The 22026-nt window shown below is 69.8% G+C and carries 17 protein-coding genes; 8 read left to right on the plus strand and 9 right to left on the minus strand.

Annotated features, from left to right (window positions below):
* Window positions 1–14 precede the first annotated feature (14 nt).
* The 3 genes from POL67_RS16985 to POL67_RS16995 are packed head-to-tail and all read right to left on the minus strand — an operon-like array spanning window position 15 to window position 4362.
* On the minus strand, window positions 15–902 hold the full coding sequence (locus POL67_RS16985) for a PAAR domain-containing protein (protein ID WP_271918412.1): 888 nt from the start codon (window positions 900–902) through the stop codon (window positions 15–17).
* A 13-nt stretch (window positions 903–915) separates the two neighbouring features.
* Window positions 916–3381 carry a type VI secretion system tip protein TssI/VgrG gene (gene tssI / locus POL67_RS16990; protein WP_271918413.1) on the minus strand — a complete coding sequence of 822 codons (2466 nt, stop codon included), beginning with the start codon at window positions 3379–3381 and terminating at the stop codon, window positions 916–918.
* 39 nt (window positions 3382–3420) lie between these two features.
* The gene (locus POL67_RS16995; RefSeq protein WP_271918414.1) at window positions 3421–4362 is read right to left on the minus strand and encodes a LysM peptidoglycan-binding domain-containing protein; all 942 of its coding nucleotides are present in this window, start codon (window positions 4360–4362) and stop codon (window positions 3421–3423) included.
* A 181-nt stretch (window positions 4363–4543) separates the two neighbouring features.
* On the opposite strand from POL67_RS16995, the gene POL67_RS17000 reads away from it, so the two are divergent.
* Window positions 4544–5158, plus strand: a complete 615-nt coding sequence (locus tag POL67_RS17000) for a hypothetical protein (RefSeq protein ID WP_271918415.1) — start codon at window positions 4544–4546, stop codon at window positions 5156–5158.
* Here POL67_RS17000 and POL67_RS17005 read toward each other — a convergent pair.
* Window positions 5110–6555 carry an aminotransferase-like domain-containing protein gene (locus POL67_RS17005; RefSeq protein WP_271918416.1) on the minus strand — a complete coding sequence of 482 codons (1446 nt, stop codon included), beginning with the start codon at window positions 6553–6555 and terminating at the stop codon, window positions 5110–5112. The two genes, POL67_RS17000 and POL67_RS17005, sit on opposite strands and share 49 nt — an antisense overlap.
* Before the next feature lie 154 nt (window positions 6556–6709).
* Here POL67_RS17005 and yedA point away from each other — a divergent pair, with 154 nt between their 5' ends.
* Window positions 6710–7924 (plus strand): drug/metabolite exporter YedA, encoded by a 1215-nt coding sequence (gene yedA / locus POL67_RS17010; RefSeq protein WP_271918417.1) that lies wholly within the window; start codon window positions 6710–6712, stop codon window positions 7922–7924.
* A gap of 11 nt (window positions 7925–7935) precedes the next feature.
* Here yedA and POL67_RS17015 read toward each other — a convergent pair whose 3' ends face one another.
* Window positions 7936–8601: an RNA polymerase sigma factor gene (locus POL67_RS17015; RefSeq protein WP_276075730.1), complete on the minus strand. Its 666-nt coding sequence runs from the start codon at window positions 8599–8601 to the stop codon at window positions 7936–7938.
* A gap of 2 nt (window positions 8602–8603) precedes the next feature.
* Window positions 8604–10919, minus strand: a complete 2316-nt coding sequence (locus POL67_RS17020; protein ID WP_271918418.1) for a heavy metal translocating P-type ATPase — start codon at window positions 10917–10919, stop codon at window positions 8604–8606.
* A 139-nt stretch (window positions 10920–11058) separates the two neighbouring features.
* Here POL67_RS17020 and POL67_RS17025 point away from each other — a divergent pair, with 139 nt between their 5' ends.
* The gene (locus POL67_RS17025; protein ID WP_271918419.1) at window positions 11059–11277 is read left to right on the plus strand and encodes a heavy-metal-associated domain-containing protein; all 219 of its coding nucleotides are present in this window, start codon (window positions 11059–11061) and stop codon (window positions 11275–11277) included.
* A 59-nt stretch (window positions 11278–11336) separates the two neighbouring features.
* On the opposite strand, the gene POL67_RS17030 is transcribed toward POL67_RS17025, so the two are convergent.
* Window positions 11337–11774 carry a hypothetical protein gene (locus POL67_RS17030; RefSeq protein ID WP_271918420.1) on the minus strand — a complete coding sequence of 146 codons (438 nt, stop codon included), beginning with the start codon at window positions 11772–11774 and terminating at the stop codon, window positions 11337–11339.
* A 138-nt stretch (window positions 11775–11912) separates the two neighbouring features.
* Between POL67_RS17030 and POL67_RS17035 the strand changes: the two genes are divergently transcribed.
* Entirely contained in the window at window positions 11913–13367 is a 1455-nt protein-coding gene (locus POL67_RS17035; protein WP_271918421.1) for a M61 family metallopeptidase, read from the plus strand.
* 12 nt (window positions 13368–13379) lie between these two features.
* On the opposite strand, the gene POL67_RS17040 is transcribed toward POL67_RS17035, so the two are convergent.
* Window positions 13380–14711 carry an MFS transporter gene (locus POL67_RS17040; RefSeq protein WP_271918422.1) on the minus strand — a complete coding sequence of 444 codons (1332 nt, stop codon included), beginning with the start codon at window positions 14709–14711 and terminating at the stop codon, window positions 13380–13382.
* 139 nt (window positions 14712–14850) lie between these two features.
* Between POL67_RS17040 and POL67_RS17045 the strand changes: the two genes are divergently transcribed.
* The 3 genes from POL67_RS17045 to POL67_RS17055 all read left to right on the plus strand — a co-directional run bounded on the left by POL67_RS17045 (window position 14851) and on the right by POL67_RS17055 (window position 18423).
* Complete coding sequence (locus POL67_RS17045; protein WP_271918423.1) at window positions 14851–17610, plus strand: CHAT domain-containing tetratricopeptide repeat protein; 2760 nt, start codon at window positions 14851–14853, stop codon at window positions 17608–17610.
* A gap of 72 nt (window positions 17611–17682) precedes the next feature.
* Window positions 17683–17976 (plus strand): hypothetical protein, encoded by a 294-nt coding sequence (locus tag POL67_RS17050; protein ID WP_271918424.1) that lies wholly within the window; start codon window positions 17683–17685, stop codon window positions 17974–17976.
* A 93-nt stretch (window positions 17977–18069) separates the two neighbouring features.
* Complete coding sequence (locus POL67_RS17055) at window positions 18070–18423, plus strand: hypothetical protein (protein ID WP_271918425.1); 354 nt, start codon at window positions 18070–18072, stop codon at window positions 18421–18423.
* A 161-nt stretch (window positions 18424–18584) separates the two neighbouring features.
* Here the strand turns inward: POL67_RS17055 and POL67_RS17060 are convergent, their stop codons facing one another.
* The gene (locus tag POL67_RS17060) at window positions 18585–20360 is read right to left on the minus strand and encodes an FG-GAP repeat protein (protein ID WP_271918426.1); all 1776 of its coding nucleotides are present in this window, start codon (window positions 20358–20360) and stop codon (window positions 18585–18587) included.
* A 52-nt stretch (window positions 20361–20412) separates the two neighbouring features.
* Here POL67_RS17060 and POL67_RS17065 point away from each other — a divergent pair, with 52 nt between their 5' ends.
* Window positions 20413–22023, plus strand: coding sequence for an NHL repeat-containing protein (locus POL67_RS17065; RefSeq protein ID WP_271918427.1), 1611 nt, complete (start codon window positions 20413–20415; stop codon window positions 22021–22023).
* Window positions 22024–22026 lie beyond the last annotated feature (3 nt).

The following is a 22026-nucleotide window of genomic DNA, read 5'->3' on the forward strand; positions in this document are numbered from 1 at the left end:
TTCCTGCCCGCGGCTCAGTCCCACTTGAGGCGCTTGGAAAAATACCGCGCCCGCGCCCATACGTCGCGCGAGTAATCGTCCCCTGCCGAGCCGTCGTCGAGCTTGGCCCAGCTCGTCGTGTCTCTCGGCTGGGTCCGGACGTTGCCCGACCCGAAGTTGTAGCCGGCGATGGAGCCCGCGAGGAGCTGCTCCCGGGTCCAGCTCGGGTGCGCGGCTTTCACGGATTTGTACGTGTCGCTCCAGATTCGCATGGCCTGCTCGGCGTGATCCATGCTGAAAGGCCCGCCCTTTGGCTTGTGAAACTCCTTGTCGACCTGGAACATGCCATACCCGTCGGGATCGTACTTGCCGTACCCGTCCGCGCGGAGGTGCCTGCCGAAGCCGGATTCGCGGCTCGCCAGACCGAGCAGGAGCGCCGGAGGAATGCCGTATTTCGCGCCGAGCTTCTTCGCGAGCGGAACGAGCTTCTGCGCCCGCGCCCGGTCCATCGGCGCCTCGACGCTCGCTCGGGGCATCTTGCCCGGCTTCATCTTGAGCAAGATCTTGTTTTGTCGCTCGGCGCGGTTCGGTCGATCTTCGGCCTCCCCCGGCGTCTTCTTCGGGATCTTTTTCCCGCCGGCAAACAGGGCCATGCTGCCGGTCTTCACGACGCTGCCGCAATCGAGGCAATCCCCGACGCGGACGACGGCCTTGCCGTTGACGTAAATCTCGTCGGATCCCTCTTCGGCCACGCTGTCGTGGTGCGGGTGGTCGGGGCCGTCGTGGGGCTCCCAGAGGTCGCCGACCCGCACGATGGCGTGTCCGTCGAGGAAGACGTCCGGGCTGCCCTCGATGGCTTTGCGCGGCGGACACCCGTCGTGGCCGCTGCATTCGTCGATGCCCTTGCGAGCTACCTGTGCCATCGACCCCTCCCCATCACCATTTCAGGTTCTTCGAATACCACTGCGCTTCAGCCCATACGTCGCGCGAGTAATCGTCGTGCGCGGTGCCGTTGTCGAGCTGCGCCCATGCCGCTGTGGACGAGGGCCGCGTCTGCGCGTTGCTCGGGCCCGCGTTGTAGGCGACGAGGCCCGCGGCGAGGTACTCCTCCTCGCTCCAGCCGGGGTGCTTGTCCTTGACCTGGCGAATGTATCCCTTGTAGATGTCCATCGCCTGATCGATGTGGTGCCAGTCCGAGGGGCCGCCCTTCGGCGTGTGGTACCGTTTGTCGACCTGGAACAACCCGAAGCCCATCCCGTCGAATTTGCTGTAGCCGTTCGCGTCGAGGAACTCGCCAAACGCCGACTCGCGGTTCATCCAGGCGAGCGCGAGGGCGGGCGGGATGTCGTACCGCTCGCCGATCTTTTTCGCGAGCTCCTTGTAGTGTTCTGCCTTCGCCTTGCGGGCCGCGGCGATCTGGTGGTATTTGCCCGCGGGGCCGGGGTTCATCTTGCCGAGCAGCTCGTTCTGCTTCGCGGCCTTCGATTTGCCGTGAGGCTCCTTGTCGTGGTCGTGCTTGGGCGGCGCTTTCTCTTTCTCGTGCTTGGGGGGCTCATGCTTCGCGGGCTCGTGTTTCGCCTCGTTCTGCTCGTGCTTCGCGTGTTTCTTGGGGCCGTGTCCGCCGAGCCTTTTCGGTTTGCGCGCCGCGGGCACTTCCACGGGCGGGTTGAGCTGGATCTTCGGGCCGCCCTTGACGACGAGCTCTTTGCCGGCCTGGATGATGACGTTCCCTTTCGCCGAGAGGATGAGATCCCCCTCGACCGTGACGTGCCGGTTGCCCTTCGTCTCTTCGAGCTCGTCCTCCTGGACGACCTTGTGCAGGTCCTTCGTGGCTTCGAGGTAAAAGAGCTCGCCGTCCGCCTTGTCGTCGAACGTGATCTCGTTGCCGCCGTTCTTGGAGCTCGATTTGAGCGTCGTGCGGGTCTTGTTCTCCGGGATCGAATAAGGCACCGGCGAGATCGTGCCGAACAGGCGGCCCACGACGACCGGGAGGTCCGGATCGCCTTCGAGGAACGCGACGAGCACCTCCTGCCCGACGCGCGGCAGCGTGACCATGCCAAACCCGGGCCCCGCCCAGGCCTGGGAGACGCGCACCCAGCATGAGCCCTTCTCGTCGCCTTTCGCCTCGCGATCCCAAGGGAATTGCACGCGCACGCGGCCATGTTCGTCGCAATGGATGTCCTCGCCGGGCGGCCCGACGACGACCGCGCTCTGGACGCCGTGGATGCGCGGCTTGCTCGTCTTCGAGAGCGGTTTGAACGCGCCGTCTTCGCCGCTCCGATGCGCGTCGCCATGGCTGATCGAGGTGAGCAGGGGCCGGAAAGGCTTGTCCGCCGAGACGGCTTCGCCGCCCGCATGCCAATCGTCGTCGACCTCGCCCGAGACGAAGGACGAGAGGACGAGGAGCTTTTTCCCATTGTCGAGATCCCGGTGCGGATGTCCCTTCATCGAAAAGACGGTGCCGGGTGCGACGTCGGTCGCCGATGTATTGAAGCTGATGCGCGAGGCCGCGCCGCGCATGGCCTCGACGTGCCGCTGCGCCTTGCGCTTGGCCTCCTTCTCGTTGTGCCGGTAATTCCCCTCCGCGTCGCCGACGGGCGTGCTGCCGTCGCCGTCGCCGGCGGCGTGGCTCGATCCGGGGAGGAAAAAATACTCCTCGAGCATGCTGTCGGGCCCGTCGTCGTCAGCGCTGTGCACGCCGGCGAGCGGGAATGTCGGGCGGCGGAAATCGAAATCACGCACGACGGCGCGCCCCGGGCGCACGTCGTGGGCGATGTTGACGTCCGTGATGTGCTCCGCCTTCTCCGCCAGGCTCGCCGAACGCACGAACGGCAGCGCCTTCTCGCGTGGCTCCGAGGTGGTCGGCGTATCGGTGAGGATCATCTTCGTCTCCTTCTCGCCCTCGGGGGTGGTGAAGAAAAACGAGATGCCCGCGTCGACGAGGAGGCGCCGCACGAAATCGTGGTCGGTCTCGCCGTATTGCACCTTGAACTCGCGCTTCGTGTAGTCGTCCTCGTCGAGCCGGAGCTCGAAGGGCAAACGCCACTCGTCGAGGACCTTCTTCACGATCTGCGGCACGGACGCGTGCTTGTAGACGCGGTGGTTGCGGCGATGGCTCAAGAGCCAGAACACGGGGACGATCCGGAGCGCGTACGTCGAGAGCCCGTCGGACTCGACCTCCGTCTGCGCGATCCTCGCACACACGCCCGTCCAGATACGCGGGCCGCCGTGGCCCACGAGGCCAAACGACGCGGGGCGACCGCTGATCTTTTTCAGATCGACGTCGTCGTCGCCGACCGCGATGACGTCGATCTGGAACGACGCGCTCAGCGCCTCGTGCACCGCAAAGCTGCGGACGTCGAGCTGTTCCCCGGACTCCAGTGAGATTTTTACGTTGCTCATGGCTTCATCGTTCTCTGCAAGGGTCTTCCCGAGGAGCGCTCACTTGAACGTCAATCGATGGAGTTTGTCGATGAGCTGCGTGGGATTCTTCAGCGCGGGGTGCCTTCGATAGGGGCCGCTCATCTGCGTCAGCGCCTGTCCGCGCGCCCGCTCGCCGAAGAGCTCGAAATGGATCATCGACATGCCGAGCGAGTCGAGCAGGCCGACGTACGCGATGTGCTCGCCGCATTTGACCTTTTGCCCAGCCCGAACGTTGACGCGTTTGCTGCTCGAAATCTCGCCATACCGGACGACGCCGACGCCCGGGTGGAAGACCTCGAGCGCGTTCGTCCCGTCATAGAAGAAATAGGGCGCGCGGATGATGACGCCATCGGCGATCGCGCGGATCTTCGAGCCAAACGGCGCATACAGATCCACGCCACCGTGCTTGCGTCCCCCCGAGCGTGGGCAGCCGAAGTACCGGGGACCGTCTTTCCAGCTCGCCGTGGCTTTTTTCCAGAGGGGGAAGATGAGCTTGCGGCCGGCCTTCGAATCCTTGTCGTCGTCCTTGTCTTTGGCGGGCGCCGGCTTCTTCGGCGGAGGCTTCTTCGGCGGTGGTTTGGGCTGGCTCGGCTGCGACGAGGCGCCGCCGGTGCCGCTCGACGCGCCGGGGAGCTTGATCTGCTGCCCGACGGAGATCTGATTCGGGTTCGAGATCTGCGGGTTCGCCTCGAGGATTGCGCTGACCGTGGTGTCGTATTTCCCCGCGATCGCGCCGAGTGTATCGCCCGACTTCACGGTGTACGAGCCCGGCGCTTTCGCCGACATCGCCATGATCCTTTGCGGCAGCGCAGGCGCCGCGGGCAGCGGAGCCTCCGGCACAATCGCCCGCGCGGCGAACGCCACGGGCGCGGGCGGCGGCGCGCCGGCGACAGGCCCGGGCGGCGGGATGAAGATGGGAGGCGGCGGCCCGAGGTCGAAAGGCGTGTCGTCGTTCGACATGAGTGCTCCGGCGCAAGCAAGGTCGTTGCCAACGGCGCGCCCTCGACAACTACGCGAAAGGACATCGATTGCAAATGGGGATCCCGGGGCGACGGTGGATCCGTCATGATCCATCCCTGGGGCTCATGTCCCCCAGGAGGGCTCGGCGCGCGCATGGAAGCCCGGTGGTCCCACGAACTTTTTGGGTCGGGAACACATCCTCGCGGGCGACATCGACGTGAGGGAGCGCGGCTTTCGTGGCGGGGATCGTTCGATCAACGCCTGGGGGACGCCGATAGCCGATTACGTCGTTGCCTTCCCGTCGTCGCTCGTGGGCGCGAAAGGAGAAGGCATCGCGAGCATCGACGCGTCAAAAGGGGCAGGGCGCGGGGCGCCCGCGAATGCGGGCGGCGGCGGGCACTCGCACAATGCGGGCGGCGCGGGCGGCGCGGGCGGCGGGCTCGTGATCATTCATGCGCACAGGATCGAGGGCTCCCTGCTCGCGGGCGGCGCCAAGCCTGCGATTCGTGCGAATGGCGCGGCGGGCGGCGGCGCGGCGAATGACGGCGGTGGCGGCGGCGGCGGCGGGACGATTCTGCTCGACGTCGAGGAGCTGGGAGGCGTGCTCCGCCTCGAAGCGCGGGGCGCGCGACGCCCGCCGGAGCCAAACGTTGATTCTCCTTGCGCCGGTCGGCCCGATCGGCGGCGGCGGCGGCGAGATTCCCGGTCCCACCGATCCGATGCCCGTCAACTGAATCGCGGGCGCCTCTACCCCGCGCACTCCGCGCAAAGCTTCCCGAGCGTACGGATCGCGTGATCGAACAGCTCCGACCACGGGTGCCCGCACGACAAGCGGATGTACCCCGTGAAGCGCTGCTTCGCCGAGAAAAGCGGCCCCGGCGCGATGGCGATGCCACGCGCGAGCGCGCGCTCGAAGAGCAGGAGCGCGCTCGTGCCTGGCGGCAGCTCCACCCACAACAGAAATCCCCCCGCGGGCCGTGAAATGCGCGTTCCGGCCGGGAAATGCTCGGCCACGGCCTCGCTCACCCGCTCGACCTGCGCCGCGAGCTTGCGCCGCAACGCGCGCAGGTGATGGTCGTAGCCGCCATTGTCGAGGAAATCCGCGACGGCCATTTGGGGCAAGGTCGCGGTGGCCACGCTCTGCGCGAACTTGAGGTGCTCGACCTCCTCGCGGAAGATGCCGGGCGCGGCCCAGCCGACGCGATACCCCGGCGCGACCGTCTTCGAGAACGAGGAGCAGAGCATCACGAGGCCGCGCTTGTCGAAGGCCTTGGCCGGCCGCGGGCGCTCGTCGCCGAAATGGAGGTCGCCGTAGATGTCGTCCTCGATGAGCGGGATTTCCCGGCGTCCGAGCATCTCCACGAGCTCCTCCTTCGCCTCGTCCGGCATCAAGGAGCCGAGCGGGTTGTTGAAGTTCGGGATCGCCATCACGGCGCGAATGCGGTGGCGCCCCATCGCCTCCGCGAGCGCGGAAAGGTCCATGCCCGTGCGCGGGTGCGCAGGGATCTCGATGACCCGCATGTGGAGGCTGGCGAGGAGCCGCAAGAGGCCGTAATACGCGGGCGATTCGACGGCCACGGTATCGCCCGGCCGCGTGGCGGCGCGCAGGCAGAGGTGGAGCGCTTCGGCCGCGCCCACGGTGGTGACGATGTCGTCCGTCGAGAGCGCGCAGCCCCAATCGATGGATCGGCGTGCGATCTGCCGGCGCAGCGCGACGAGGCCGGGCGGCAGGTCGTAGGCCACGCCCGCGCCGCCCGCGCTCCGGGCGATGAGGCTCAAGGAGCGGTTCAGCCGCTCGGTCGGCAGGAGCTCGGGATCGAGGAACCCCGCGCCGAGCGGCACGATGCTCGGATCGCGCCCGGCGCCGTAGAGCCTCGCGACGAGGGTTCCGATGCTCGGGCGGCTCGTGGTCGTGCATGCGCGCGCCGCGCGGGGCTCGGGCGGGAGCGGCGCGCGGCGGGCCCGCACGTAATGTCCCGACTGCGGACGCGCCTCGATGACCCCACGATTCTCGAGCTCGAGGTAGGCCTGCAGCACCGTCGCGATGCTGACGCTCTGCTGGCGCGCGAGCCGCCGCACCGAGGGGATCCGATCGCCGGGGCGGAGCGTGCCCCGCTCGATCAGCTCCTCGATGTGCGCGGCGACGCGCTCGTAAAGAAGGCCCTGCCCGGCGGCGACGGTTTCTTGCTGCACGAAGGCCAAGGATACCCCGCGAGGGCCTCCCCCGCACCGGTACAGTTGCCGCGGGCGTCGACCGGTACAGCACCAGTTTCGCTCGACTGTACCGGTCGCACATGCCGAGCAACTGCATCTGTGCCGGCTGCCGGTCCGGGGTCAAGCTTCAGGCATGATGACCGCGCCAAGGTTCCGCGCGGGCGTGGCGCCTCTCGCGCCGCGCCCTGTCGAGCTCGATCTTGCCAAGGGTGCGTTGTGGGCGCAGAAGCTCCGGGGGCCGTTCGCCCTCGCGTGTACGAGCGGGTCGGTCTGGCTCACCCGCGAGGGTGATCCGGACGACGTGGTGCTCTCGGCGGGCGGCTGCTACCGTGGCGCCGATCAAGGGCTCGTGGTGGTCGAGGCCCTTTCGCGGGCGCACATCACGGTGTCGAGAGAAGGGTTTTCCGGGAAGCTTCGGCGGGTCCTCGCGGCCTTGCGGCAGCAATGGCTCGTGCTCGTCTCGTTGTTCTCCCTCTACGTCATCTGGGGCTCGACGTACCTCGGGATGCACATCGCGCTGGAGACGCTGCCGCCGTTTTTCATGGGCGGCACGCGGTTCGTGCTGGCGGGCGGCATTCTGTACGGGGCGCTGCGGCTGCGCGGGGAGGCCGCGCCGACGCGGAGGCAATGGGCCGGGGCCGCGCTCGTGGGCGCGCTCTTGCTCGCGTGTGGCAATGGGTTTCTCGCGATCGGCCAGCAGCGGGGGTGGGTGAGCTCGGGCGTGGCCGCGGTCGTGGTGACGACGATGCCGCTCTGGGTCGCCGTGCTCGGCAGCGCCGCGGCGTTCGTGCAGCGCCGCAGAGGCCGCGAAGGCTCGTCCGCCGCGCCTTCGGCCGGGGAATGGGCGGGCCTTCTGGTCGGCTTCACGGGCGCCGCGCTCTTGCACCTCGGCGGCGTGATGGGCGGCTCGACGGGCGGGCTCTTGCTGATGATGCTCTCGCCGTTCGCCTGGGCGCTCGGCTCGCTCTTCAGCCGGTCTTTGGACCTGCCGAAGGGCCTCATGGCCTCGGCCGCGCAGATGATCGCGGGCGGCGTGATCATGCTCTCCCTCGCGCCGGTCCTCGGTGAGTCGCTGCCGCTCGCGCCCTCGGCCCGCTCGCTCGCGGCGCTCGCGTATCTGACGGTGTTCGGCTCGATCGTGGGGTTCTCCGCGTACGGCTACCTCATCCGGAACACGCGGCCGGCCATTGCGACGAGTTATGCGTACGTGAATCCGCTCGTCGCCATCGCGCTCGGGATCTGGCTCGGCGGCGAGGCGGCCTCGGCGATGACGTGGCTTGCGGCGATCATCGTGATCGCGGGCGTCGTGATCGTCTCGGTCGCGCGGGCGCGGCCTTCGCGCGCGTGATCAGGAAAGCCTCACGCCTTCGGGGCGCAGCCGCCGTGCGCGTGCGCCTCGGGGTCGCACGTGCAATCGACGCAGCCGTGCTCGGCGCAGGTCCCGCACGAGATGGCGACCTGCTTCCGTAGCGCCTCGCGCGCGCGGAAGACGCGCACGGCCGCGTTCGACGGCGTGATTCCCTGCTCGTCGGCGAAGTCCTTCACCGCCACGCCCTCCACCTCGATGCGCTCGAGCGCGGCGCGGTATTCGGGCTTGAGCGTCTTCGCGAGGCGCGTGACGCATTGGCAGATCGCGCCGCGGACCTCCTGGTTCGGCTCGGCGTGATCCTCGACCTCGGAGGCGAAGGCGTCGAGCGCGCGGCGCGCGGAGCCCTGGCGGCGGCGGTGATCGACGACGGCGTTGCGCAGGAGGCGGTAGAACCAGGCGATCGCGGATTCGTCCTTCTGGAGCGTGTCGAGGCGCTGGAGCCCACGCGTGAACGCCTCTTGCAGGATGTCCTCGGCGAGGGCGCGGTCCCCGAGGCGGCGCTCGAGGAACGCCAGAAACTCGCGGTGGTTGTCGACGAGGACACGCGCGACGTCGCCCTCCATGGGCAAGGCGGCGGTCGTCTCGGCGGTCGGGCGAGGATCGGCCATGGGCTCGTTTGTCCCCTCGGGGAGCGCTTCTGTCAACACGGAGCGCATGCTCATTTGCTCGTTCGGTACGCGCGCAGCCGCAAGGAGCTGAGGAGCACGGACACGCTCGACAGGCTCATGGCCGCGCTCGCCAGCACCGGCGAGAGGAGCCAGCCGGTCAGCGGAAAGAGCGCGCCCGCGGCGATGGGAATGCCGATCACGTTGTAGATGAAGGCCCAGAAGAGGTTTTGGCGGATGGTGCGCAGCGTGGCGCGCGCGAGGCCGAGCGCGGTGGGGAGAGAGGCGATTCCGCCGCGGAGCAGGGCGATGTCGGCCGCGGCGACCGCGATGTCGGTGCCGCTCGCGACCGCGATGCCGACGTGGGCGCCGGCGAGCGCCGGAGCGTCGTTGATGCCGTCGCCGACCATCGCGACGACGCGCCCGCTTTCGCGCGCCTCGGAGACGATTCGTGCTTTGTCCTCGGGCCGCACGTCCGCGTGCACCTCGTCGATCCCGAGCGATCGCGCCACGGCGCGCGCGGTGGCCTCGCGGTCGCCCGTCGCCATGGCGACACGCACGCCGAGCGCGTGCAGGGTGGCGACGGCTTCTTTCGCCTCCGCCGTCGGCAGATCCGCGACCGCGACGAGGCCGGCGAGTTCTCCTTCGACGGCCACGAACGAAGGCGTGTTCCCGCCCTGCGCGAGCGCGTCCGCAGCCTCTTCGAGCGGCAATGCATCGATGCCGTGCGCGGCGAGGTAACGCGTGGTGCCGATACGAACCTCGCGCCCCGCGACCCGCGCGATCACGCCGTGCCCTGCGTCCGCGCGGAACTCCTCGGGGGCCACGAGGGCCAGGCCACGCGCGCGCGCCCCGTCGACGAGGGCCTTTGCGACCGGATGCTCGCTCCCGAGCTCCGCGGATCCCACGAGGTGGAGGAGCTCGATGTCGCTGAAGCTCGGCAGCGTGTGCACCGCCGAGAGCGTGGGCCTTCCGGCCGTGACCGTGCCCGTTTTGTCGAGGATCACCATGTCCACGCGGCTCGCCGCTTCGAGCGCGGTGCCGCCCTTCACGAGCACGCCGAGCTCGGCGCCGCGGCCCGTGCCCACGGCGACGGCCGCTGGCGTGGCGAGGCCGAGCGCGCAGGGGCAAGCAATGACCAGGACCGCGACGAACCGCTCGACGGCGGCGGCGAGGCCCGTCGCGGAAGGGTCGGCGAAAAGCCACGCGGCAAACGCGACGGTCGCGATGCCGAGCACCACCGGGACGAAGACCCCGCTCACCGTGTCCGCGAGGCGCGCAATGGGCGCTTTCGAGCCTTGGGCTTCCTCGACGGCCACGGCGATCTGCGCGAGCGTGGTCTCCGCGCCGGTCTTCGTGATGCGCACCGTGAGCTGTCCGCTCTGGTTCAGCGTGCCGCCGAACACGGCGGATCCTGCGGCTTTGTCGACGGGCAGGCTCTCGCCCGTGAGCATTGATTCGTCGACCGCCGACGCGCCGGAGACCACCTCGCCGTCGCTCGGCAGGCGCTCGCCGGGACGAACCCGCACGAGGTCGCCCGGCGCGAGCTGGGAAAGCGGGATCTCCTCCTCGACGTCGCCGCGCAGGCGCCACGCGGTTTTCGGCTGGAGCGCGACGAGCCCGCGCACGGCGTCGGTGAGGCGCTTTCGCGCGCGGGTTTCGAGGAGCTTGCCGAGCAACACGAAGCTCACGATGGCGCCGACGGCCTCGAAATAGACGTGCGGCCGCTGGCCGTGCGCGGCGTGCGGGAAGAGGCCGGGCGCGACGACGGCGATCGCGGAGTAGACCCACGCGGCGCCGGTTCCGAGGCCCACGAGCGTGTTCATGTCGGCGGCGTGGTGCCGGAGCGCGGCCCAGGCGAGGCGGAAGAAGCGGCGGCCGGGGCCGAGGATCACGGCTGTCGCGAGGGCGAGCTGCACGAAGCGTCCGAGGGGCCCGTCCGCGCCGGGGATACGGCCGTGCGACATGCCGAGGACGAGCAGCGGGACGGAGAGCCCGAGCGCAAGGGCGAAGTCGCGCCGGAGCACGCGGCGCTCGTGGTCGAGGCTCGCGTCGGCGGCGTGGGTTCGTTCGATCGGCGCTGCGGCGGCGGTGTCCGGCGCTGCGGCGGCCTGGGGGACGGTGTAGCCCGCGCGCTCGATGGCGGCGACGAGCGCGTCGGTGCCGGAGGCCGCGGGGTCGTACGTGACCGTGGCTGCGCGCGTGACGAGGTTGACCTTGGCCTCGCGGACGCCTTCGGTCGCGAGCAAGGCGCGCTCGATGCGCCGCACGCAGGCGGCGCAGGTCATGCCTTCGATGGGCAGGTCGATACGGCGTGCCGCGGCGGCGGCGTTTTCAGGGAGCAGGGCGGGGGCGGATGCGGTCGACATGAAACCTCGCTGTCGACCGGCGCAGACGCGCCCCGGCCCGGCGCATTACACCGGCGGACGGGGTGAAATGAAAGGTGGGCGGCTGCGTCTTCGGGGCGTGGGCGGCGAACGGGCCGCTCCCGGAACAAGGAAAGACGCCATGAACGAAACTTTGCTCCACGTCGACGGGATGAGCTGCCCCTCCTGCATTCGCCACATCGACAGCGCGCTCCGCGGGATCCAGGGCGTCGAGAAGGTGGACGTGAAGCTCCGCGAGGGCACTGTCCTCGTGAAGCACGATCCGTCGAGCGCGCCGACGGACGCGCTCATCGAGGCGCTGCGGGACGCCGGGTATACGTCGCGCCCCCGCGCCGCTTGATTCGCGGGCGAGCGCGCCGGAGCTCTCGGCCCTCCCCGTGAGCTCCGGCGCTTCGTGGTTCACCCGCAGGAACCTTCCCCGCAGCTCATCTGCGCGCCATGCTTTTGCGCGGCCGTCGGGGTCGTCGCGGGGGCCGGCGTAGGCTTTTCGGCAGGCTCGACCGGGGTCGCGGTCACGGGCGACGGGGCGGGAGGCGTGGCGGCCTGTGTTTCGGCGTGAGGCGCCGTCGTCCCGCGCGGCGCTGTGACGGGGGTTGCCGCGGCCTTCGCGGGCGCCGCGGCGGGCGGGGGCGTTGCGCTCGGGGGCGCGGGGGGGGTGGATGCAGGTGTCGCGGCCGCCGTGGGCATGTCGTGGGCCGGCGGAGGCATTGCGGCGGGGGCCTCGGCGATGGGTTTCACGTCCGGGCCGTCCGTCGGCGCCGGGGACGTGGTGCAACCGGCGAGCAGGGCGCCCGCCCCGAGGGCGGCCAGCGCCTCGTAGATACGCTTTGCATGCATGACCAAGCTCCTTCGTGGTGCAGGGGTACGACCCTGCCGACGCAGGGGGGCGCCGCCCATTACAGTCGTGGACCGATGGTTCCCCCGCGGCCCGGCGGGGCCTCTTGAAACCAAACACGAAGGGTGTAGACATGGATCATGGCGCGAGGGGAAGGGTTCGTCCGGCGGCCGGTTTGTCTAGGCTTGCTCCTCCTCGGCGGGTGCGGGGGCGCGCCCACGACGCCGGCGAGCGCCGTGACGGGGGATACCCCGGCGGTGCATTACTCCTTTGGGGTCGATCCCGAGCTACGCACGCTTTCGGCCACGGTGTGTCCCCGGGATCTGCGGTTCACCCACCTGCGCATGACGACGCCCGAGCTCCTCGAGCGTGTGCGCCGGCCGCGCCTCGTGCAGGCCACGGGCGACGTGCCGCTCGAATTCGAGGAGGACGCCGTGCCCATTGCATCGATGCCGGACGGCGCTTGCATCGGGTATGACGTGGATCTGGGGCCGCCGGGGGAGGGGTTCTGGATCTCGCACGGGGATGCCCACGTGCTCGCGGCGCCCGACGTCTGGTTGCTCTCGCCCGAGCCCAGGCCCCCCGGGACGCTCTTGACGGCGAGCTTCACGCTCCCGCCGGGCGTTCACGTCGCCGTTCCCTGGCCCGGCGGCCCACGAGGGTATCGTGTGCCGGAGACCGCATTCACGATGCGCGGCGCGGGTGCCTTTGGAAAACTCGAACGGGAGACAGCGCGCGTGGGCGGCGCCGAGCTCAATCTCGTCTCGCTTGGCGACGGGTTCGGCGAACGGGCGCCGCTCGTCACGCAATGGATGCAGAGGAGCGCGTCCGCGCTGACCCAGCTCCACGACGGGTTTCCCGTTCCGCGCGTGATGGCGCTGCTCCTCCCGCAGCCGGGATCGGACGTCGGATTCGGCATGGCGCTGCGCGGCGGCGGACCGACGGTGATGATCCTGGTGGGATCGTCCATCACGCCCGAGGCGCTCGACGCGGATTGGACGGCCGTGCACGAGCTTTTCCATCTGTCGGCGCCGCGGTTCCATTCGAGGGACGTCTGGCTGTCGGAAGGGCTCGCGACGTATTACACGTACATCCTGATGGCGCGGGCGGGGATGACGAAGGAACAGGGCGCCTGGGACGATTTACAGGACGGTTTTCGGCGGGGGAGCCGCCGCGGGACGGGGCGTACGCTGCGGCAGGAGAGCATCGACATGCACGAGACGCACGCCTACCAGCGCGTGTACTGGGCAGGCGCGGCCCTTTCGTTGCTCGCGGACGTCGAGCTGCGGAAGCGGGGCGTCGAAGGCGGCCTCGACGGGCCGCTGCGCGAGCTCGCGCGTTGCTGCGCCCGATCCGCGGAGGCGTGGTCCGCCGAGCAGTTCGCGGCGTTCGTCGATCAAAAGACGGGGGCGTCCGTCATGGGGCCGCTCTTCGAGCGGTACATCGATCGAGCGGATTTCCCCGAGACGGCGGAGATCCTCGCGGCGCTCGGCGTGAAGGGGGCTGGCCGGGAGATGACGCTCGCCGCGGACGCCCCCCGCGCCGCCGTGCGGAGCGCGATGACGGCGCCGCGCGCCGGGGGCACGAGGCCCTGAGCGCGTCGGGGTTCAGGCGGCAGCTTCGGGCTTCGGTCCGGCCTCCGCGGGCGCGCGGCGCTCGATGTTCCGGCGGAAGACGAGCATGCAGACCGGCGCGGCGATCGTCATGAGCCCGATCACGAGCCACATGGGGCGCGAGTCCCGCGGGCCGGCCGGCGGGCAATACACGCTGAGCAGATACCCGCTGAGGAAACCCACGAAAGGTTTGGCGAGGAACAGGGGAATCTCCGAGAGCCCCATGTAACTCGACTCGCGCCCGGGCGGCGCGATCGTCGCCGTGTACTCGTAGAGCCGCGGCGACCAGAGCGCCTCGCCGATCGAGAGCAGGACGATGAACACCACGCTCGCGGCCACGGTCGTCGAGACGGCCATCGCGAGCACGGAGAACGCCGTGATCGTCGCGCCGATCGTGATCACCGGGTAGGGCGGGTACTTGCGCGTGAGCGCCGTCGCCACCGGCGTGAGGACGATGATCATGGCGGGGTTGATCGACCAGTAATACGCGAACGGGAAATCCTGCCCGAACTCGCGGAGCGTGTACTTCGGCCAGGTCAAATGCGCGTGCTGGAGGATGAGGCGGACGAACGTGAGGAGCGCGATGAACCCCAGGAAGATCCAGAAGGCCGGCTCGCGCAGCACCTCGCGGGCGATCGTGAGCGGGTTTTTCGTGGCTTTGTCCGAGGACGCGGCCGGCTTCGTCTCGCGCATGGAGAGCGCGAGCACGACGTTGACGCAGGAGACGACGAACCCGACGAGGAAGACCATCTGGCTCGACGAGAACGTGACCCCGGCGATCGACGCGCCGCCCTTGAACCACTTGCGAAACTCGGTGATGAGCGGCCCCTGGGCGAGGGAGCCGATGTTCATGAGCACGTAATAAAACGAGAACGCGAACGACACCGTCGCCGGGGTCGTGTAGCTGCGCACGGCCGCGTTCATCGTGGGCTTCATGCACGCAATGCCCCAGACCGACGCGGCGAGCGCCGCATAAATGGTCATCTTGTCGCCCGCGAACGCGAGCATACCCCGGCCGACGGCGGTGGAGAGCGCCGCGATCACGAGCGCCCGCCGGATCCCGAGGCCGTCGGCGATGAAGCCCGCGAGGAACATGACGAGGCTGATCACCGTGAGCCAGGTGCCCGCGACCGAGCCGGCGGCGGTATCGGAGAAGCCGTGGTCGTCCGACAAGAAAATCACGAGGAGCGACCAAATGGCGAAATACGCGACGGACTCGAGGAGCTTCATCGCGTACACGGTCCAGAGCTCGCGCGGGGAGGAGGCGAGCGCGCGCAGATCGGCCGAGAGGGAGGCCTCGGCGCGTGCTTCGGGAGGGGCGGCCATGCGCGAACGATACACGCGGCGCGGCCGGAATCCACGGGGATCGGCGCGCGCGTCGCCCCACGTGGGGCGCCGGGGCCGCAGTTGACAGAAGGCCGCTCGTTCTCGTATACAACGCTTCGATTTTCTTCGGCCGACCCCGATGCGCGCTCCCCGACCCAGGCTCCGCCGGCACCTCGTGCGCATGGGGTTGCTCGTCGCCCTCGCGGGGGCCTTCGTCGTCCCGAAGTGCCCGGCCGCGCAGGCGGAGGAGCCTGCGCAGGCGAACGAGAGCGGAGCCTCGTTCTACGGGCAGATCCTGCAGCTCCTCGATGCGGGGCGGTATCCCGACGCCGCGCGCCTGGCCGAGCGCGCGGCGAAGCTCCTGGAAGACGCCCCGGACGACGGCGGCCATTTTCCCTTTTTGCTCGGCAGCACGTTCACGCTTCACGGTGATTATGCGCGGGCCGAGCCGATCTTCGTGCGCCTCCTCGGCGCCCAGGATCCACGCGAGCCGAATCCGGCGGTGTACGAATCGCTCGGGCGGATTCGCCTCGCGCTCGGCGACATGGAAGGCGCCGCGCCGCTCCTCCAGCGCGCCGTCGCCATTGCCGAGGAGCGCTTCAGCAGGGAGTCGCCGTATGCGATCGGCGCCGTCGAAGCGCTCGCCGCGCTCCATCGCCGTCGGGGCGAGCGAAGGCGCGCCGAGGAGCTCTTGCGTGACCTCGAATCACGCGTCCGCACCGCGTCGAGCATCTCCCGCGACGTGCTGAGCATGCCCGCGCTCCGCCTCGGCGAGCTCGCGCTGGATCGAGGGGAGCTCGACGTCGCCGAGCCGCTCTTGAAAGCGGCGCTCGCGGGGGCGCAGGAGTCCCTGGAGGAACACCACGTACAGCGCGCCCCGTACCTCCACGCAATGGGGCTCTTGCTGGCCCGACGGGGGGATTTCGCGGCCGCTGAGGCCGAGCTCACGCGCGCGCTCGTCTTGCGAGAAGCGGCCCTTCACCCGGACCACCCCGAGATTGCCCATACCTTGCGCGACCTCGGCGATCTGTATGTGGCCGAGGACCGCATCGAGGACGCCGTGCGCGTGCGGGCGCGCGCGGCCGACCTCGCGGACCATGCTGCCCATGTGCACCTCGGTCGTGGCTCCGAGGACCAGAAACGCGCGCATGCAGCGATGCTCCAGGAGGACACGGACGCGCTGGTCTCGCTGCATCTCAAGGTCGCGCCGAAGAACCACGCGGCGGCGCGCCTCGCGCTCACGGCGATCCTCCGGCGCAAGGGAATCGTCCTCGACGCCGTGGCCGGCAGCCTGTCTGCATTGCGGCAATCCCTCGATTCCGCAGGGCGCGCGCTCTTCGACGAGCGCGCCCAGGTCGACGCGCGCCTGTCCGCCGCTGTTTCCCGGGGGCCCATCGACGTCCCGCCCGCCGAGCACCTCGCCGAGCTCGAAGCCCTGGAGCGACGCCGCCGCGCGCTCGACGCCCGTCTCTCGGCCCTCCCGCGCGCCGCCCCCGACGCCGGCCCGGCCGCGTTGCTCTCGCTGGAAGACGTGCAACGAGCCATTCCCGCGGGCGCGGTGCTCGTCGAGCTCGTCGTGTATCGCCCGTATGATCCTTCCGGCCCGCCCGTCCGCCCCACCTGGGGCGCGCCGCGCCTCGCCGCGTACGTCCTCCGCCACGAGGGCGAGATCACGTCGGTGGATCTCGGCAATGCCGAGGGCATCGAGGAGGTCGCCGCGGGGCTTTTGCGAGATCTCGCGACCCCCCGCCGGGATCCACGCCCCGCCGCGCGCTACCTCGATTCCCTGGTGACGGAGCCGCTCCGCGGCTTGCTCGGCGATACCCGCTGGATTCTCCTCAGCCCCGACGGCGCGCTGAACCTCGTGCCTTTCTCCGCGCTCGTCGACGCGCAGGGGACGTCGCTCGTCCGCCATACGTCGTTCACGTATCTGACGAGTGGTCGCGAGCTTTTGCGCCTCGCAAAACCGCCGCCCGAGGCCCGCGAGGCGCCGCTCGTGGTCGTGGATCCGGCGTTCGGGGCCCGCGGCGAGGGCGCGGCGAGCGGGGCGGGGCGCGGCGCGCGGTCCGCGGACATGACGCGGATCCGGTTTTCGCCTTTGCCGGCGACGCGGAGCGAGGGCGCCGCGGTGAAACGAATGCTGCCCGGCGCGAGGCTCCTGGAAGGCACCGCGGCGACGGAAGAGGCGCTCCTCGCCACGCGCGGGCCGCTCGTGCTGCATGTGGCGACGCACGGGTTTTTCCTCCCGGATCAGCCTGCGGCGGGCGGGCGCGACGAGGGGCCGCGGGGAGGGGAGCGCGCGGCGTTCGCCTCGGAAAACCCGCTGCTGCGGGCCGGGCTCGCGCTGTTTGGCGCGAATGGCCGGCGGAGCACCACGGACGCCGCTGACGGCGTGCTCACGGCGCTCGAGATCTCGGGCCTCGACCTCCGCGGCACGCGCCTGGTCGTGCTCTCGGCGTGTGAAACGGGCGTGGGTGAGGCCTTGCGGGGCGAGGGCGTCTTTGGATTGCGCCGCGCGCTCGCCATGGCGGGCGCCGAGACCCAGGTCATGAGCTTGTGGCAGGTCGATGACGAGGCCACGAGTGAGCTGATGACGGCCTATTACACGGGCCTCGCCGCCGGCGGGGGGCGGAGCGAGGCGTTACGCGCGGCGCAGCTCGCCGTGCGCGAAAAACATCCGCACCCTTATTACTGGGCGAGCTTCATCGTCTCCGGCAATGGCGCCGCGCTCGACGGTCGCTCGGCTCCGCCCCGCTTCGCGCTCGCGCGGGGGCCACGCGGGTGCGCTTGCCAGGCCGCCGGGGCGCCTTCCGAAAGGGGCACGGGGCTCGTCGCGCTCGCGGCGGGCGCCCTGGCCCTCGCGGGGCGGCGGAGGCGGCGTGCCTGGAACGTTCCTTGAAAGGACCTCGGCGCAGATCGCGACTCGCTCCCGAGGAACACCGTTGGTGGGTCGCTGAGATTGGAGATTGTGATGCATCGTTCTAGATTCGCCGCCATCCGTCCGCTTGTCCTGGGCCTCGCCGCCGCGCTCCTCGTGGCGTGTGGGGGCGCGCAGCAGCCCCCCGCGGAGCCCGGCGCCGGCGCGGCGTCCGCCGAGGTCACGTGCACGACGCCCGAGGTCACGGATCCGAACACGCCGCCCGCGTGCCCGAACCCCGAGCAGTGCGAGTGGAGCGCCGAGAACAAGAAGTGCCAGCCGAAGCGCGGCGTCATCATGGAGGACGCGAGGCCGAAGCCGCCGCCCCCGCCGCCGCCCGAGAGCTGAGCCGCGCCCCCCGCCCGTTCCCGCTGCCTCGACTCGATCCGGCTCGACCCGGTCGAGGAGGTCCTCGACGAGCTCCAGGAGGTCCTCGACCGGGTGGCGGAGGTCCTCGACCGGCGCCAGGAGGTGCTCGATCGGCGCCAGGAGGTTCTCGACTGGCGCCAGGAGGTGCTCGACCGGCGCCAGGAGGTTCTCGACCAGCGCCAGGAGGTTCTCGACCAGCGCCAGGAGGTTCTCGACCAGCGCCAGGAGGTTCTCGACCAGCGCCAGGAGGTCACTCGACCTCCGCCAGGAGGTCACTCGACCTCCGCCAGGAGGTCGTCGACCGGCGCCAGGAGGTCCTCGACCGGGTGGCGGAGGTCCTCGACCGGCGCCAGGAGATCGTCGACCGGCTCCAGGAGGTCACTCGACCTTCTCCAGGAGGTCCTGTGCAACCGGAATCTTGGGTGACACTTCAGACCGGGACCCTGGGTGACACGGTCCGGCAGGGCAGGTACGGAGACCATCCGCCTCCGCGACGTGGTCCGGCTGGCGCGGTCGTTCCTAGGCGAATCCGATCCCAGGACCGTTTCCGACACGGCCCATGACCTTTTCGGGCCCAGGGCCGGCGATCAACGCCGCCCCCGCGAACGCCGAGCCGCCGTCGCGGCGAGCGCGAGCCCCACGAATCCAGAGAGCTCGCCCAGCCCCGAACCGCTCCCTGGAACCCCACACGCGCAGGACGCCTCCGGGACGACCGCGCATTCCGGATCCCCGGGGTTGATCAAGGCATATTCGCACACACCCGTCGACGTATTGCATTGCCCCGGCAGGTGACACGCGTCCGGCGCGGCGCACGAGAGCGATTCGCCAGCGCATCCCCCTTCCACGCAGACGTCGCCCTCGGTACACGCATCGCCGTCGTCGCACGTGGTGCCAGCCGGATGCCTCTCGCACGCCCCGGCGCCATTACACATGCCCGTCGTTCCGCAGGTCTCGGGCGCCAGCTCCGCGCACTCCGCATCGGGATCGGTCCCCGCCGCGAGGGGCCCGCAGACGCCGTCGATGCCGTCGCCCTTCGAGGCCCCGACGCACGCCACACACGTGCCCTCGCACAACGTGTCGCAGCAGACGCCATCCGTGCAGAAGCCACTGGCGCAAACCGCGTGTTGGTCGCAGGGGGTGCCATTCTCGAGCCCCGGCGCAAGCGCGAGGATATAAGCCGCGCCCTCGATTTCGGGGGTCGTTTCATCCGGCGCGCCGATGAGCAGCGTGTCGCCCGACAGCGAAACGGAGGCGCCGAACGCCCCTTGCCAATCCTTGGGCTGCTCCTTCGGGAGGACCACGGATTCGAGCTCCCACGCTCCCGCCGAGCGGCGGAAGGTATGGGCACGGAACATGAAAAACCCCGTGTAGAGCATGCTGATGCTCGATCCCACGAGGAGCCGGTCGCCCTCGAGCGCCAGCGCCGCGCCGAAATTGTCCCATCCGAGCTGCGTGGGAGGCCAGGGCTCAGCCACCTGGATCCAGCCGCCGCCGACCCGCGAGAAGATCCGGCACCCGTCTTGACCTCCGAGCGCCAGGGTGTCCCCTTCCAGCGCCACCGCCCGGAGGTGGATGTCCGTCGGGATCTCCGCATCCTCGCTCCACGTGCTCCCTGCACGCGTGAAGGCGCGCGCCCCGAACCCGTGCGAGACGACGAGCGTATCTCCCGACAACCCGATGGCAGACACCTTCTCCTCGCTGCCGAGCCCGCTCGGGACGAGCCGGGCCTCCTGCGTCCAGGTGCCCCCCTGAAAGACGAAGACGTAGACCGCGCCGACGTCGCCGCTGCGCGGATCCATGACGGCGAGCCGATCCCCCGAGAGCACGACGTTCCACCCGAACTCGCGGGACCCGAGCCCGTCCGCAGCCACGACTTTCCCCTCCAAGGTCCATGCGCCCCCCTGCCGCGTGTAGGAGAAGACGGCGCCCGGGAGATCGGCGTCGATGTAGGGGGTGCCCACGGCGAGCCGATCCCCCTCGAGGGCCACCGCATCCCCGAATTCGTCGGAGAAGACCGTGCCAGGCGCTTTGAGTTCGGCCACCTCGCCCCAGGTGGCGCCGCTCCGCTCGAACAGATAGACGGCCCCGGCTTTGCCATCCGAACTGGCGGACCGACGCATGCCCACGGCCGCCGTGTCCCCGTCGATCGCCGTGGAGATACCAAACTGCCCGTTCCAGTGGGGCTTGCTCGGGATGAGCTTCGCCTGCTCGACGGCCGTGAGCAGCGGCTGGACGGCGAAGGCGACCTCGGGCTCGTTCTCGAATGCGACGTTCCGCCCCTCGCCACAACCGGCCGCGGCGCAAACCATGACCATCACCGAGGCCCCCCAACCGACGACCCTACCCCCGATTCGTTTCCACATTCGCCCATCCTACGTGATTTTCTTTGCGCGCGGCCAGGGCTACCCTGCGGTCATGGTGAACCGCGTGCCGGGCGTGCTCCGTCTGTTCTTCCTCGCAATGCTCGCCTCCGCGATGCCCGGTTGCGGCTCGCATGTCGAGCTGGCCGACGTCTGCGAGCCGCACGCGCAGGAGCTTTGTTATACCGGCCCGGAAGGCACCGAGGGCGTGGGCGCATGCCGCGCGGGCCTCCGAACGTGCGCAGGCGACGGGAGCGGCTTCGGCCCGTGCACGGGGGAGATCCTGCCGGCCTTCGAGGCGTGCTCCATCCCGGGGGACGAAAATTGTGACGGCACATCGGCCGTCTGCACCGGAGAGACCTCGTGGGCGAAGCGCTTCGCGAGCCCCGAGGACGAATTCGTGCGAAGCGCGGCGGCCACGGACGCCGGCGGGATCGTCCTCGGCATCGACCTTGTCGGCGCCCTCGACGTCGGCGGCCCCGTGGGCGTCGTCGAATCGGCCCTCGGGCAGGGGGCCTGCGTGCTCGAGCTCGGCGCGGAGGGCGATCCCCTCGGCGCGGAGGTCCTCCATGGAGGAGACGGCTGGGATTTCTTCGTCACCCATGGGGCAGGTCGGACCTCGGGCGTCGGGCGTTTTTCAGGCCCCGTCACGCTCGCCGGGGAGACGTTCACCTCGGTCAGCGACCAGGACGCGCTCCTCTTTTCGCTCGATCCTGCCGGCGATATCGTGTTCCGGAAGCAGATCAGCGCCTCCACCGCTTCGCTGTTCATCGACGCGATAGGGTCGAACGCGGCGGGGGATCTGCTCCTCGGGGGCGGAACGAGCGCGAACTCCCTGGACCTCGGCGGCGGACCTCTGGTGGATGCCGACGGCGTCACGTTCCTCGGGCGCTTCGACGCGGCGGGGAACCACATCTTCAGCAAGACCCTGCCGCCGGTGGAGGTGAACTCCACCCGATTCGACCCACAAGGAAACATCTTCCTCTCGGGGTACATGTACGATTCGGCGAACTTCGGGGGCGAGACGCTGACGAGCGTGGGACAAAAAGACTATTTCGTGGTGAAGCTCGGCCCCTCCGGCGAGCACCTCTGGAGCAAGCGCTTCGGCGGGAGCGGCATCATCTCCTCTTCCTATTCTTCCTATCTCACGATCGAGCCGGACGCCGCGGGCAACGTCTATCTGGCGGGCGTGTTCAGCGAGACCTGGGATTTCGGCGGCGGACCGGTCACGTCCAAGGCCTCCGAGGGGGCAGGTGACGCATTTTTGGTCAAGCTCGATCCGAACGGGAAGTACCTTTGGGGCAAGTTTTTCGGGAATGGTCAATACCAGTCCGCCAACGCCATCACCACGGACCCGAGCGGGAGCGTGATCCTCGGAGGGAGCTTCGGAGGGACTGTGGATTTCGGCGCGGGCGTGCTCCAGGCCTCCTCGCCGCTCTCGTTGGACATCTTCGTCGCCAAGTTCTCGCCCGACGGTGAACCCTTGTGGAGCCGGCGGTTCGGCGGAGGCAATGCCCTCTTCCTTTCCCCGAATGGGCTCGTCGTGGCCCCGTCGGGGCACGTCTACATGGCAGGGACGGTCTACGGAGATCTCGATTTCGGCTCCGGCGACCTCAAAGCCACCCACGCTGGGGCGGACGTGTTCGTCGTGAAGCTCGACCCGTGAAGG

Source organism: Polyangium mundeleinium (genome assembly GCF_028369105.1).
Lineage (GTDB): Bacteria > Myxococcota_A > Polyangia > Polyangiales > Polyangiaceae > Polyangium > Polyangium mundeleinium.